Here is a 14,252-nt window from a genome sequence, read left to right as displayed (position 1 = left end):
GGGTGCAAAGATAATAAAAATTGTGGAATGAAAAGTGTGAAACACTGAATTACATTGTTTCCATTTATACTTTTTCCGCATTCATAAAGGAAGATGATTGCAATCAAACATGCACAAGAAGTGAGCCATAAAAAACAATAAATAAGGTGTATTCTCGAATTATTTTATTATTTTTGCAACAGAAAATAAAGTATATATACGAATAAAAATATGAATGTTTTAGAGCTAAGTGAACAGGAGATTATTCGCAGACAATGTCTCCAGGAGTTGCGTAATATGGGCATCGACCCTTATCCTGCAGCTGAATATCCTACCAATGCATATTCAACAGATATAAAGGATGAGTTCAAAGATGACGACGAAAAACGCGAAGTAGTGATTGCCGGACGTATGATGAGCCGCCGAATTATGGGTAAAGCCAGCTTCGCAGAGCTTCAAGACAGCAAAGGACGCATTCAAGTCTATATCTCACGTGACGAGATTTGTCCCGAAGAGAATAAGGATTTATATAATGTAGTGTTTAAGAAACTGCTCGACATTGGTGACATTATCGGTGTTAAAGGCTATGTGTTTAGAACACAAACTGGCGAGATTAGTGTGCACGCCAAAGAGATTACACTGCTCAGCAAGAGTCTAAAGCCACTGCCAATCGTTAAATATAAGGATGGCGTTGCCTATGATAAGTTTGATGATCCAGAGCTACGCGCGCGTCAACGCTATGTAGACTTGATTGTCAACGATGGCATAAAGGAAACCTTTTTGAAGCGTGCGACCATCTTACGCACTATGCGTAACTTCTTTGATGAACACGGATATACGGAAGTAGAGACGCCAACCTTGCAGAGTATTGCAGGAGGTGCGAGTGCACGTCCATTCATAACACACTTTAATGCGCTTAACATTGACATGTATATGCGTATCGCCACAGAGCTCTATCTAAAGAGATTGATTGTCGGAGGCTTTGAAGGCGTTTATGAAATTGGTAAGAACTTCCGCAACGAAGGTATGGATAAGTTTCATAATCCGGAGTTTACCTGCATGGAACTATACGTGCAATACAAGGACTATAACTGGATGATGAGCTTCACAGAGCAACTACTTGAGACGATATGTAAGGCAGTTAACAACGGAAGTACAGAGGTAAAGAATGGTGAACACACGATATCTTTCAAGGCACCTTTCCGCCGTTTGCCGATACTTGAAGCCATTAAAGAAAAGACCGGCTTTGATCTTACGGACAAAAATGAAGAAGAAATCCGCAAGATTGCAACCGAAGAACTGAAAATAGAAGGCTTGGATGAGAGCTTTGGAAAGGGAAAACTCATCGACGAAATATTCGGAGAATTCTGTGAAGGCACATTCATCCAACCGACTTTCATTACAGATTATCCTGTAGAAATGAGTCCGTTGACGAAGATGCACCGTTCAAAGGCTGGACTTACAGAGCGATTTGAGCTCATGGTTAATGGCAAAGAACTCGCTAATGCCTACTCAGAATTGAATGATCCTATAGACCAAGAGGAGCGCTTTAAGGACCAAATGAAGTTGGCAGATAAGGGAGATGACGAGGCAATGATTATCGATCAAGACTTCTTAAGAGCTTTACAATATGGCATGCCTCCTACATCTGGCATCGGAATTGGCATTGATCGACTCTGTATGTTGATGACAGGTAAGGAGTTCATTCAGGAAGTTTTGCTCTTCCCTCAAATGAAACCAGAAGCCAAGATGCCACAAAGCAGTGTTAAAGAATGGGCAGAATTGGGTGTCGATGAGCCTTGGGTATACGTTCTTCGCAAGGCAGGCTTCAACCTGATTAGCGATATTAAGGACGAGAAAGCACAGGGATTGCAACAGAAACTCGGTGAAATCAATAAGAAATATAAATTAGGTTACGAGAAGCCTTCTGTGGAAGAGGTTCAGCATTGGATTGACAAGGCAAATGTTTAAATGTGGAAACATAGCCATTATTGGCGGAGGTTCGTGGGCAACGGCTATCGCAAAACTCGTCGTTAAGCATGAAAACCATATCGGATGGTACATGCGTCGCGACGACAGGATAGCCGAATTTAAACGCTTAGGCCATAATCCTGCCTACCTACAAGCGGCAAGTTTCGAGGTCAGTAAGATTAATTTTTCGAGTGACCTCAATCAAATTGTCAACGAATATGACACATTAGTGTTCGTAACGCCATCTCCTTATTTGAAGAATCACTTGCAAAAGCTCTCAGTTCCGCTAAGTAATAAGTTTATCATTAGTGCCATCAAAGGAATTGTTCCAGATGAAAACCTTGTGGTATCTGAATACTTTCATCAAGTGTTGGGCGTCCCCTACGAGAACATAGCATGTGTAAGTGGCCCATCACATGCGGAAGAAGTAGCCTTAGAACGACTGTCCTATCTCACTATTGGATGTGCTGATGTGGAAAAAGCTCAGGCATTTTCAAACATCATCTCAAGCGAATTTATCAATACAAAGACTTCTTTGGACATCGTTGGCATTGAATATGCGGGCGTATTAAAGAATGTTTATGCTATTGCGGCAGGCATTTGTCATGGTCTTAAATATGGCGACAACTTCCAAGCAGTGTTTCTTTCCAACGCCATTCAAGAGATGAATCGTTTCCTTACGGCTGTTTATCCTGCACAACGAAACATTTGTGATAGTGTATATTTAGGCGATTTACTCGTTACAGGCTATAGTAATTTCAGTCGAAATCGTACGTTTGGAACAATGATTGGTAAGGGATATTCTGTTAAAAGCGCACAGATCGAGATGGAAATGGTAGCAGAAGGATACTTCGGTAGCAAGTGTATGATGGAAATCAACAAGCAGTTTGGCGTTGACATGCCTATACTTGATGGTGTATATCATATCTTATATGAACATGGTTCTCCGCAAAGAGTCGTTCAATCAATTATAGAAAATTTTAGATAGTCAATGATCTTGTACATTATATAAGGTCAGGATAATAACAAAAAACAATGAAAAATATCAGTGTAGACATTACAAAGGCAGCACAGTTCCTAAAACCTGGAGCTGTTGAAGCCTATGAAAGTCAGGTCAAGGCCGCTCAAGAAGCTCTTGAAAATGGTACTTGTCCAGGTAACGATTTCCTTGGTTGGCTTCATCTGCCGACAAGTATCACACCAGAATTCCTTAGTGAAATCCAGAACACGGCAAACACTTTGCGCGACAAATGCGAAGTAATCGTCGTTGCAGGTATTGGTGGTTCTTACCTCGGTGCACGTGCCGTTATTGAGGCATTAGGTAATAGTTTCGCTTGGTTAACAGCCGAAAAGAAGAATCCAATCATTCTTTTTGCCGGTAATAATATAGGTGAAGATTACCTGTTTGAACTCACAGAGTATCTTAAAGGCAAAAAGTTTGGTGTTATTAATATTAGTAAATCGGGCACAACTACAGAGACTGCGCTCACCTTCCGCTTGCTAAAGAAACAATGTGAAGCACAGCGTGGTAAGGCAGAAGCTAAGGATGTGATCGTTGCTGTGACTGATGCGAAGAAGGGAGCTGCCCGTACTTGTGCAGACAAAGAAGGCTATAAGAGCTTTATTATCCCTGATAACATTGGCGGACGCTTCTCAGTTCTCACTCCCGTTGGACTGCTTCCAATAGCTTGTGCAGGCTTCGATGTCAAACAACTCGTTAGTGGTGCGCAGGAGATGGAACGTGTATGTGGTAAGGAAGTACCCTTTAATCAGAACCCCGCGGCACTCTATGCAGCTGTTCGAAACGGTCTTTATAGCGAGGCAGGAAAGAAGATTGAGATTGTTGTTAACTTCCAACCAAAGCTCCATTTCTTTGCAGAATGGTGGAAACAACTATTTGGTGAGAGCGAAGGTAAAGACAATAAAGGTATCTTCCCAGCAGCTTGTGACTTCACAACCGACCTGCACTCTATGGGTCAGTGGATTCAAGAGGGCGAACGTTCTATTTTTGAAACAGTCATCAGTATAGAGGAACCAGAAAATAAACTGCTTTTCCCACACGACGAAGAGAACTTAGATGGTCTTAACTTCCTTGAGGGAAAGCGCATTGACGACGTTAATAAGATGGCAGAACTTGGCACTCGTCTTGCCCACGTTGATGGCGGAGTACCTAACATTCGCATTAGTGTTCCATGCTTGAATGCTTATTACATTGGTCAACTTATCTATTTCTTTGAGATAGCGTGTGGTATCAGTGGCAACCTACTTCAGGTCAACCCATTCAACCAACCAGGTGTAGAGGCTTACAAAAAGAATATGTTTGCTCTGCTCAACAAACCTGGTTACGAAGCTGAAAGCAAAGCCATCCGCGAACGTTTGTAAATGAAAGACGAAATAAATAAATACTTAGAAAAACACGGCTTTGGGCATTTTAGTCCCAAAGCCGTGCTTTTTGATATGGATGGTGTACTCTATGATAGCATGCCTCACCATGCCATTGCATGGCAAGAAAGCATGAAGCAGTTTGGCATTCGCATGACAAAGGCTGACGCTTACGCCACAGAAGGGGCGCGAGGTATTGATACTATCCAACAGTTTGTTAAGCAACAACAAGGCAAAGACATTAGTCTTACAGAGGCACAACGCATGTATGATGAGAAAACTCGACGTTTCCACATGATGCCAGAAGCCCCAATCTTTGATGGCGTTCTTGACATTATGCGAAACATTCAACAAGCAGGCATGAGCATAAATGTAGTTACCGGCAGTGGACAACGACCGCTGATAGCACGCCTCCTCCATGATTTTGGAGCCTTTCTTAATGAAAATCATATCACCACGGCATACGATGTAAAACGTGGCAAGCCTTTTCCTGATCCTTATCTTGCAGGACTTCAGAAGGCTGGAAACCTCCAACCATACGAAGCTATCGTTATAGAGAACGCACCACTTGGCATTCGTTCGGGTGTGGCTGCAGGCATCTTTACAATCGCAATCAATAGCGGTCCACTGCCAGACGACTCACTTCTTAACGCCGGTGCAAACATATTATATCACAAAATGACTCAACTGGTCGACGATTGGAGTAACTTTATTTCGTTTTTTGCACACTATTAAAAGGTGTGCGCACTTTTAAGCAAAACTATTTTAATATAGCTTAAAATTACATTGAATGTTTGTTGTAAGTCTTTGTGTATCGTAATTTTGTTTAAACAAAGACATATAACGACATGACATCTGAAGAATTTTACATCCTTGGCAATGACTTTCGCCGGCAAGGTGACTTCAAACGTGCTATGGAAGCCTATATGGAATCCATTGCACTTGATGCTAACAGTCCCGCCGTTGAAGCCAAAAAGATGCTCGAATCCATATATGCTTTCTATTGCAAAGACATGTATAATCCTTAGGAGTGTCATCGACAACTAACACATATCAATCACATTATGGGAAAAGTAGTAGGTGCCATCGTTGTTAACGAGGACCGTTGTAAAGGCTGTTCGCTTTGCGTAGCGGCCTGTCCGAAAGACGTTATCGCGCTGGCCGACAGGAAAGTCAACGTAAGTGGCTACACTTATGTCGAAGCAATCCATCCCGATGACTGCATCGGATGCGCTGCTTGCGGCATAGTTTGCCCCGATGGCTGCATCACTGTCTATCGAAAGAAACTTGATTAAACATGATCAAATCTATGGAAGAGAAAGAAATTAAACTCATGAAGGGTAACGAAGCCATCGCACATGCAGCCATTCGATGCGGCACAGATGGTTATTTTGGCTACCCGATTACACCACAAAGCGAGATCATTGAAACCCTTGCACAACTCAAACCATGGGAAACTACTGGCATGGTTGTATTGCAAGCAGAGAGCGAAGTGGCTTCAATCAATATGCTATATGGCGGAGCTGGCGCCGGAAAACGCGTGCTAACAAGTAGTTCAAGTCCTGGAATTGCGTTAATGCAAGAGGGTATTTCCTACATGGCGGGAGCCGAATTACCCGGTGTTATCGTGAATGTTCAGCGTGGAGGTCCAGGCTTAGGAACCATCCAACCGAGTCAAAGCGATTATAATCAAGCCACTCGTGGTGGTGGAAATGGAGACTATAATGTCATCGTTCTCGCTCCAAACTCTGTGCAAGAAATGGCAGATTTCGTCGACTTAGCATTCACTTTGGCTTTCAAATACCGTAACCCTGCAATGATATTAAGCGATGGAGTAATCGGTCAGATGATGGAAAAGGTAGTGCTTCCCCCTATGAAACCTCGCCGAACAGAAGAGGAAGTTATCCGCGAATGCCCTTGGGCTTCAACAGGACGCACTAAACATCGTGCACCAAATATCATCACTTCACTTGAACTTATGCCTGAAGTGATGGAACAAAAGAACTTGCATCTGCAAAAGAAATATCAGCAAATCAAAGACAATGAAACGCGTTGTGAGATGACAAAATGCGATGATGCTGACTATATTGTCGTGTCATTTGGTAGCGCATCTCGTATTGCTGAGAAGAGCATGGAACTTGCTCGGGAACGCGGAATCAAAGTAGGACTCTTCCGCCCCATAACACTTTGGCCTTTCCCTGAAAAGAAATTGCGCGAAGCTTCGGCCGGAAAGAGAGGCATACTTGTGGCAGAAATCAATGCAGGACAAATGATTCAAGACGTCAAACTGGCTGTAGGAAGCAACATTCCCGTAGCACATTTCGGACGATTAGGCGGTATCGTGCCTGATCCTGAAGAGATTGTAGACGCTTTAGAGACTAAACTTATCGACAATGAATAACGACATCATATCACCAGAAAACTTAGTTTATGAGAAACCTAAACTCATGAACGACACTGCTATGCACTATTGTGCAGGCTGTTCTCACGGCGTTGTACATAAGCTTGTGGCTGAAGTCATCGCCGAAATGGGCATGGAAGACAAGGCCATTGGAGTCAGCCCGGTAGGTTGTGCGGTATTCGCTTACCGCTATCTTGACATCGATTGGCAAGAAGCGCCACACGGACGTGCTCCCGCTTTGGCTACAGGAATTAAACGCCTTTGGCCCGATCGCCTTGTGTTTACCTATCAGGGAGATGGTGATTTGGCTTGTATCGGAACAGCAGAAGCCATCCATTCGCTCAACAGAGGCGAGCATATCACGATTATTTTCATTAATAATGCTATCTATGGCATGACTGGTGGGCAGATGGCGCCAACCACTTTATTAGGTCAAAAGACTGCAACCTGCCCGTATGGTCGCGATGCAGAACTGCATGGTTACCCTCTAAACATCACAGATTTAGCCAGCCGTTTGGAGGGCACTTGCTATGTAACACGCCAAAGTGTAGAGACTGTTCCTGCCATTCATAAAGCCAAAAAAGCTATCAGAAAGGCATTCGAAGCCTCAATGAAAGGACTTGGTTCAAATCTCGTTGAGATTGTATCGACGTGTAACAGCGGTTGGAAGATGACTCCATTAAAGGCTAACGAGTGGATGGAGCAACACATGTTTGAGAAGTATCCCAAAGGAGATTTGAAGGATACAACCTCACTTTAAACAACAAGTAAACGTATGAAAACAGAAATTATCATAGCAGGCTTCGGCGGACAAGGCGTACTTTCCATGGGAAAGATACTCGCTTATTCGGGTATGCTCGAAGGAAAAGAGGTCACTTGGATGCCTGCCTACGGCCCCGAACAACGCGGAGGAACGGCTAATGTGACGGTGATTATCAGCGATGAACGCATCTCTTCGCCCATACTTAGCAAGTATGATGTGGCCATTGTGCTTAATCAGCCTTCGTTAGATAAGTTTATGCCGAAGCTAAAACCAGGCGGAATGCTCATCTATGACGGCTTCGGCATCGTCAATCCTCCTACGAGAGACGACATCAAAGTCTACAGAATAGACGCTATGGACAAGGCTGCGGAGATGAAAAATGCCAAGGTTTTCAACATGATTGTACTTGGAGGTCTCCTTAAAGTCTGCCCAGTTGTCAGTACGGATGGACTACAAAAGGCTCTATTCAAATCGCTTCCAGAACGCCACCACCACCTCATTCCACTAAATATGCAGGCAGTGGAGGAAGGCATGAAGATGATAAAATAGAGACTTTCCAATAGAAGAGTTTCACGCTTTTGCAAAAACAATTTGTTGTTTTCTGTCATTTTAGAACAATGATATATGGAAAACAGAATATAATAAAAATAGCGTGAACCTATGATTTCAAAGGCTACGGCGTACAATGTCAATCATTGTGCGCCGTAATTTTATATACATCATCTTGCATCTTTGCATAAACCATATTATAGAAGATTTGATTCTGTGCCGTCGGTATTGTATTTTCTTGTGCATCGCGCTGTTTAATCATGTTGTGAAATGACGCATATCGACGTGTGATTAGGCTCATTTTACACGATGAAATGATGCTATTCACACGATTATTTGCATGAAATGACAACGCGAAAGGTCTGAAAAGGGATAATCCTTTGAGGAGCAACGCTTTGTGGATGATAAAAAAATAACGCATACCTGAAGTGGAAACGACCCACGATTCAAATATGCGTATCCTATAAAATCATTTGCGAAATAAGACGACAAATGTCAAAACGGCTTAGTTTGCCATTTCCGACAGGAACTTAATTCTTACCAATCGGATTTCATCTTCACTGTATTCGTCGCCAAGTTCATTGATAGCATCATCCAAACTATCGGTTTCACTCTCACGAAAATACTCATAAATATCATCGACATGCTCGTCGTCAATCACTTCTTCAATGAAATAGTTGATGTTAATCTTAGTGCCACTATAAACGATTGCCTCCACTTCATCAAGTAATTCATCGAAAGAAAGGCCCAAAGATTCAGCGATATCATCGAGTGCCAACTGCTTATCGATGCTCTGAATAATCTTTACTTTGATGATGCTTTTCTTGGCAACAGTACGCACGCGAAGTTCTTCGGCGCGCTCAATACCATTGTCTTCACAATGCCTTTTAATGAGTTCAAGAAACTCTTTGCCATAACGCTTAGCCTTACCAGCCCCAACTCCTTGAATCTGTTGAAGCTCTTCGAAGGTTATCGGATACATTGTTGCCATCTGTTCTAACGATGGATCTTGGAAGATTACATATCCGGGAACGCCGAGTTTCTGGGCCATTTGCTTGCGAAGTCCTTTCAACATAGCAAACAATTCGGGGTCAAGAGCCATACCAACTGCCTCACCTCCCTCTTCATAATCGTCGTCTTTGAACTCGTTATCACGCACAATCATAAACTCAGTTGGATGCTTTATGAAGCGCTTTCCGGCTGAAGTTATCTTCAAAAGTCCATAGTTTTCTACATCCTTTTTAAGGTAACCGGCTATTAAAGCCTGTCGAATGACGGGGTTCCATAACTTCGGATCCTCGTCCTCTCCAGCCCCAAAGTCTTCTAATTGGTCGTGTTTATGCGACAAGATATCATCCGTTCCACGACCTTTTATGAAGTCAATGACATACTCTTGTCTAAAGTTTTCCTTTAGTGCAAGCACTGCTTTTAGAACAATGTTCAAGGCATTTCCCGCCTCCATCTTTTCTTTTGGATGAAGACAATTGTCGCAGTTGTGACAATTATCATGGGGATATTCTTCTCCGAAATAATGTAGAAGCATCTTGCGACGGCATACAGAAGACTCTGCATAGGCAGCCGTTTCTTGTAGCAACTGACGTCCAATGTCCTGCTCGGCAACAGGCTTTCCTTCCATAAATTTCTCTAATTTCTTGAGGTCTTTCTGGGCATAAAACGCGATGCAAAGCCCCTCTCCACCATCTCGACCAGCTCTACCCGTCTCTTGATAATAGCCTTCTAAGCTCTTCGGTATATCGTAATGGATAACAAAACGCACATCAGGCTTGTCGATACCCATGCCAAACGCAATGGTGGCTACAATGACATCGATGCGTTCCATGAGGAAATCGTCTTGGGTTTGTGAGCGTGTTGCGCTATCAAGACCTGCGTGATAGGGAGCCGCTTTAATATTATTGGCCTTGAGAACTTCGGCAAGTTCTTCCACCTTTTTACGTGAAAGACAATAGATAATGCCACTCTTTCCCTCGTGTTGACGAATGAATTTGATGATTTGTTTATCCACATCATTCGTCTTTGGCCGTACTTCGTAGTAGAGATTTGCCCGATTAAATGAGCTCTTAAACTCGTGGGCATCCATAATTCCAAGGCTCTTCTTGATGTCAGTACGCACCTTGTCGGTCGCTGTTGCAGTCAAAGCTATGACGGGAGCATTGCCAATTTTGTTGATCGTTGGACGTATATTGCGATACTCCGGACGGAAGTCGTGCCCCCATTCTGATATGCAATGAGCTTCATCAATGGCGTAGAATGAAATGTGAATTGACTTGAGAAACTCTACATACTCTTCCTTATTGAGCGATTCTGGAGCCACATAGAGCAGCTTGGTCTTGCCACTTCGCACGTTATCCATCACCTGTTGGATGGCTGATTTGTTGAGAGATGAGTTCAAATAATGAGCCACAGTACCGTCTTCACTCATGCCGTTTATGACGTCAACTTGGTTCTTCATCAGGGCAATCAGTGGCGAAATGACGATTGCAGTGCCCTCCATGATGAGTGAAGGAAGCTGATAACACAGGCTCTTTCCACCTCCTGTGGGCATCAAAACAAACGTGTCATGCCCCTCCATTAGACTGAGAATGATTGCCTCTTGGTCGCCTTTGAACTTGTCAAAGCCGAAATAATGTTTTAGTTGTTGTAATAGATTTGTGTCCTTTGCCATACCATTAGCTCACTTCATCCCTATCCATTAGTGATAGTTTTGTTTTTCATTGGGCATCCGGACGATAGCTTTTATCGCCCGGATTCATTGTTTATACAGTCTTATCAAGATTTTGTAAGTAAGACTTGTCTAATTGATTCTTCGCATAGTCAAGTGTAACGACAAAATCTTTCATCCGTTTTGACGGCACTTCGAACATCGCATCCATCATGATTGACTCAACAATTGAGCGCAGACCACGTGCACCTAACTTATATTCTACAGCCTTATCCACGATGAAATCGAGTGTATCCTCTTCGAAACTTAGCTTAATGCCATCCATTTCAAACAGCTTTTTATATTGCTTGATGATTGAGTTCTTCGGCTCAACCAGTATGCGACGCAATGCTTCACGGTCCAAAGGATTGAGATAAGTGAGTACCGGCAGACGACCAATAATCTCGGGAATCAATCCAAAGGACTTCAAATCCATTGGCTGAACATATTTCATGAGGTCGCTCTTATCTATCTTTGCCACGTTCTGTACAGAGTTATAACCGACCACATGGGTATTCATTCGCTGGGCAATCTTACGTTCTATACCATCAAAAGCACCGCCACAGATGAATAAAATGTTCTTTGTGTCGACATGAATATAGTCTTGATCGGGATGTTTTCGACCGCCTTTTGGAGGTACATTGACCATCGTTCCCTCCAAAAGCTTTAGTAAACCTTGCTGAACGCCCTCGCCGCTGACATCTCGAGTGATAGAAGGATTGTCGCTCTTACGTGCAATTTTATCAATCTCATCTATGAAAACAATACCCCGTTCGGCTGCAGCAACATTGTAATCTGCAACTTGAAGTAAGCGGCTTAGTATACTTTCAACATCTTCTCCCACATATCCTGCCTCGGTAAATACCGTTGCATCGACGATGGTAAAAGGCACATCAAGCAGTTTTGCAATAGTACGTGCGAGCAAAGTCTTACCCGTTCCCGTGCTACCCACCATGATGATGTTACTCTTTTCAATCTCAACACCATCCTCATCGGTAGGTTGCTGCAGACGTTTATAGTGATTATACACCGAAACGGACAAGAAACGTTTGGCTTCATCTTGCCCAATGATATACTCATCAAGGTATTTTTTTATCTCCTTTGGCTTGGGAACTTTCTTTAATTTAAAAGGTTCATCCTGGTCATTTGTAGCAGTATCTGAACCAGCTACGCCTGCACTGCGTACAATATCATAGGCCTGCTTGGCACAATCCTCACAGATGTATCCATTAAGTCCAGTGATAAGCAGCCGCACTTCGCTTTCACTTCTGCCACAAAAACTACATGTTTTTTTTGCCATAGTTTACTTCTTACGAACCAATACCTCATCAATCATACCATATTCTTTTGCTTCTTGAGAGGTCATCCAATAGTTTCGATCACTGTCTTTCCATACTTTTTCAAAGGGAGTATGTGAGTGTTCAGAGATGATTGTATAGAGTTCTTTCTTGAATTTCTGTATCTCTTTGGCCTCAATCTCTATGTCGGAAGCTTGTCCTTGCACACCACCGAGAGGCTGATGTATCATTACTCGGCTATGGGTTAGCGCCGAACGTTTACCTTCTTGGCCTGAAACGAGGAGCACAGCAGCCATAGATGCGGCCATTCCTGTACATATCGTTGCCACGTCACTACTAATGAATTGCATCGTGTCATAAATGCCAAGACCGGCTGTTACGCTACCCCCTGGGCTGTTAATATATATGGAAATATCCTTCCCACTGTCTACAGAATCAAGATAAAGCAACTGAGCTTGCAATGTGTTGGCAGTATAATCATCTATCTCTGTACCAAGAAAGATAATGCGATCCATCATCAATCGCGAGAACACATCCATCTGAGTAACGTTCAACTGGCGTTCTTCGAGAATATAAGGGTTAAGATATTGCGCTTGAGACTTAATGACATCATCAAGCACCATCCCACTCATTCCTAAATGCTTAGTGGCATATTTTCTAAAATCATTCATAGCGTTATGTTTTAATTAAAGACAAAAAAAGGAGGTTATCCACCTTATTTATTATCTATAGTTGCAAAGATGATGCCAAAAGCAGATTCATCTCAGCTTGTCTTCATATAGACAAAGATAATAAAAAAAGTCGATAACCTCTTATAAAAGAAGTTTTTTTTCAAAAAAAACAATTACTCGCTCATCATCTTATTGAAGTCATCGAGGCTGATTTCCTTTTCATTTAGCTTCACAACTTTCTTCAAAGCGTCAGTCAATTTGATGTCAACAGCGCGATCAACGAGGCCGTCAACGTTCTCCCGTTTCTTTAGAATCTCCTTGGCATAGTTCTCTACATACTCATCAGGTACATTGTTCATACCATACTGAGCGAATTGAACTCGTGCGGTTTCTTTAGCTGCATTGAGTACATCTTCATCATTAACTTTGATTTGATTATCAGCAACAAGTTGTTCCTTTATTAAGTGCCAAGTAAGTTCTTTGATGCTTTGCTCGTAGTTCTTCTCAACAAACTCTTCGCCCTTGTCCTTGTTGTTGTTCAGCATAATACGCTTCAACAAAGCATCAGGGAATTCAAGTTTACCCACCTTCTTCTCGCAATAAGCGCGTACATCAAGGATAAACTTATAGTCAGCATCAACTGCAAGCTGCTCTTTTAGACCCTCTGCAATCTTCTCACGGAACTCTTTTTCACTCTTAACTGTGTCTTTTCCAAACAAAGAATCAAAGAGTTCTTGATCTACTGGGTGCTTCTTGTAACGCTGAATATCTGTGATTTGATAGCTGAAATCAGACTTAATATCCTTCACACGATCACGTTCAACCTTTAGAAGTGAAGCAATCTCTGCTTCGTTTTCAAAGGCTTTGCTTACATTTAACGTAATAATGTCGCCGAGTTTTGCGCCATTGAAGAGTGCCTTTTGAGCCTCATCCTTGATATAATTAGGCAAAATAGAAGCTGCTTCAACTGTGATTCCATCTTCTTTTGTATTGCCTTTCTCATCAAGCTCACGCAAATCACCCTTCAACATATCGTTATCTTCATAGCTTTCTGCCTTCTCATAGGTGCCATTACGAGATGTAAACATCTCTACTTGGCGGTCGATAAGCGCGTCATCTACTATGATAGTATAGTGATCAATCTTATTATGTCCGTTCAATTCTATTTTGAATTCCGGTGCAACGGCAATGTCAAAAGCGAATGTATAAGGTGCAGGTTTCTCTAAATCTTGAGCTTCTTGCTTCTCAGAAGGAAGCGGTTCGCCCAACATTTGGATTTTATTGTCCTGCATATACTTGTAAATCTGTTCACCAATGAGTTTGTTGATAGCATCCATTTTGGCTGATGCGCCATACTGTTTCTTTATCAGTCCCATTGGAACCATACCCGGACGGAAGCCTGGGTAGTTGGCTTTCTTGCGGTAATCTTTCAATGTCTTCTCGACACTTGCCTGATAATCTGCCTCTTCAACAGTGATAGTCAACAGACCATTCACCTTGTCCGGATTCTCAAATGAAA

Annotated in this window: 13 protein-coding genes; 9 read left to right on the top strand and 4 right to left on the bottom strand. The window is 42.5% G+C overall.

The annotated features are described in order from the left end of the window. Positions 1 to 210 precede the first annotated feature (210 nt). The 9 genes from lysS (at position 211) to HMPREF9420_RS09670 (ending at position 8,045) form a co-directional block, all read left to right on the top strand. Positions 211 to 1,950 (top strand): lysine--tRNA ligase, encoded by a 1,740-nt coding sequence (gene lysS / locus HMPREF9420_RS09710; RefSeq protein WP_007135482.1) that lies wholly within the window; start codon positions 211 to 213, stop codon positions 1,948 to 1,950. Further along, positions 1,943 to 2,938: an NAD(P)H-dependent glycerol-3-phosphate dehydrogenase gene (locus HMPREF9420_RS09705; RefSeq protein WP_007135481.1), complete on the top strand. Its 996-nt coding sequence runs from the start codon at positions 1,943 to 1,945 to the stop codon at positions 2,936 to 2,938. The genes lysS and HMPREF9420_RS09705 overlap by 8 nt, the downstream gene beginning before the upstream one ends. A 47-nt stretch (positions 2,939 to 2,985) precedes the next feature. Next, complete coding sequence (locus HMPREF9420_RS09700; RefSeq protein ID WP_007135480.1) at positions 2,986 to 4,332, top strand: glucose-6-phosphate isomerase; 1,347 nt, start codon at positions 2,986 to 2,988, stop codon at positions 4,330 to 4,332. Further along, positions 4,333 to 5,067: an HAD family hydrolase gene (locus tag HMPREF9420_RS09695; RefSeq protein WP_007135479.1), complete on the top strand. Its 735-nt coding sequence runs from the start codon at positions 4,333 to 4,335 to the stop codon at positions 5,065 to 5,067. 113 nt (positions 5,068 to 5,180) lie between these two features. Next, entirely contained in the window at positions 5,181 to 5,360 is a 180-nt protein-coding gene (locus HMPREF9420_RS09690; RefSeq protein WP_007135478.1) for a hypothetical protein, read from the top strand. Positions 5,361 to 5,396: 36 nt separating this feature from the next. Beyond that, complete coding sequence (locus HMPREF9420_RS09685) at positions 5,397 to 5,627, top strand: 4Fe-4S binding protein (protein WP_007135477.1); 231 nt, start codon at positions 5,397 to 5,399, stop codon at positions 5,625 to 5,627. Between the two features lie 14 nt (positions 5,628 to 5,641). Then, complete coding sequence (locus HMPREF9420_RS09680; RefSeq protein ID WP_044079215.1) at positions 5,642 to 6,733, top strand: 3-methyl-2-oxobutanoate dehydrogenase subunit VorB; 1,092 nt, start codon at positions 5,642 to 5,644, stop codon at positions 6,731 to 6,733. Continuing rightward, positions 6,726 to 7,493: a thiamine pyrophosphate-dependent enzyme gene (locus tag HMPREF9420_RS09675; protein ID WP_007135475.1), complete on the top strand. Its 768-nt coding sequence runs from the start codon at positions 6,726 to 6,728 to the stop codon at positions 7,491 to 7,493. The genes HMPREF9420_RS09680 and HMPREF9420_RS09675 overlap by 8 nt, the downstream gene beginning before the upstream one ends. A gap of 15 nt (positions 7,494 to 7,508) precedes the next feature. Then, positions 7,509 to 8,045, top strand: coding sequence for a 2-oxoacid:acceptor oxidoreductase family protein (locus HMPREF9420_RS09670; protein WP_007135474.1), 537 nt, complete (start codon positions 7,509 to 7,511; stop codon positions 8,043 to 8,045). 505 nt (positions 8,046 to 8,550) lie between these two features. Here HMPREF9420_RS09670 and recQ read toward each other — a convergent pair. From recQ to tig, 4 genes are all read right to left on the bottom strand, one after another. Next, a complete protein-coding gene (gene recQ / locus HMPREF9420_RS09665) occupies positions 8,551 to 10,728 on the bottom strand; it encodes a DNA helicase RecQ (RefSeq protein WP_007135472.1) in 2,178 nt (725 codons plus the stop codon). A gap of 91 nt (positions 10,729 to 10,819) precedes the next feature. Then, positions 10,820 to 12,064: an ATP-dependent Clp protease ATP-binding subunit ClpX gene (clpX, locus tag HMPREF9420_RS09660; protein ID WP_007135471.1), complete on the bottom strand. Its 1,245-nt coding sequence runs from the start codon at positions 12,062 to 12,064 to the stop codon at positions 10,820 to 10,822. Between the two features lie 3 nt (positions 12,065 to 12,067). After that, entirely contained in the window at positions 12,068 to 12,733 is a 666-nt protein-coding gene (clpP, locus tag HMPREF9420_RS09655) for an ATP-dependent Clp endopeptidase proteolytic subunit ClpP (RefSeq protein WP_007135470.1), read from the bottom strand. A gap of 173 nt (positions 12,734 to 12,906) precedes the next feature. Then, positions 12,907 to 14,252: trigger factor (gene tig / locus HMPREF9420_RS09650; protein ID WP_007135469.1), on the bottom strand; the 1,346-nt coding region annotated here is incomplete at its 5' end.

The organism is Segatella salivae DSM 15606 (genome assembly GCF_000185845.1).
Classification (GTDB): Bacteria; Bacteroidota; Bacteroidia; order Bacteroidales; family Bacteroidaceae; genus Prevotella; species Prevotella salivae.
The sequence above is the reverse complement of the archived record's forward strand: the minus strand, read 5'-3'. Positions and strand labels throughout refer to the sequence as shown.

Coding starts and splice junctions, on each gene's coding strand:
- HMPREF9420_RS09680 (WP_044079215.1), top strand. CDS start 5,642: ATGGAAGAGAAAGAAATTAAACTCATGAAGGGTAACGAAGCCATCGCA.
- HMPREF9420_RS09705 (WP_007135481.1), top strand. CDS start 1,943: ATGTTTAAATGTGGAAACATAGCCATTATTGGCGGAGGTTCGTGGGCA.
- HMPREF9420_RS09690 (WP_007135478.1), top strand. CDS start 5,181: ATGACATCTGAAGAATTTTACATCCTTGGCAATGACTTTCGCCGGCAA.
- clpX (WP_007135471.1), bottom strand. CDS start 12,064: ATGGCAAAAAAAACATGTAGTTTTTGTGGCAGAAGTGAAAGCGAAGTG.
- HMPREF9420_RS09670 (WP_007135474.1), top strand. CDS start 7,509: ATGAAAACAGAAATTATCATAGCAGGCTTCGGCGGACAAGGCGTACTT.
- lysS (WP_007135482.1), top strand. CDS start 211: ATGAATGTTTTAGAGCTAAGTGAACAGGAGATTATTCGCAGACAATGT.
- HMPREF9420_RS09695 (WP_007135479.1), top strand. CDS start 4,333: ATGAAAGACGAAATAAATAAATACTTAGAAAAACACGGCTTTGGGCAT.
- recQ (WP_007135472.1), bottom strand. CDS start 10,728: ATGGCAAAGGACACAAATCTATTACAACAACTAAAACATTATTTCGGC.
- HMPREF9420_RS09700 (WP_007135480.1), top strand. CDS start 2,986: ATGAAAAATATCAGTGTAGACATTACAAAGGCAGCACAGTTCCTAAAA.
- HMPREF9420_RS09685 (WP_007135477.1), top strand. CDS start 5,397: ATGGGAAAAGTAGTAGGTGCCATCGTTGTTAACGAGGACCGTTGTAAA.
- HMPREF9420_RS09675 (WP_007135475.1), top strand. CDS start 6,726: ATGAATAACGACATCATATCACCAGAAAACTTAGTTTATGAGAAACCT.
- clpP (WP_007135470.1), bottom strand. CDS start 12,733: ATGAATGATTTTAGAAAATATGCCACTAAGCATTTAGGAATGAGTGGG.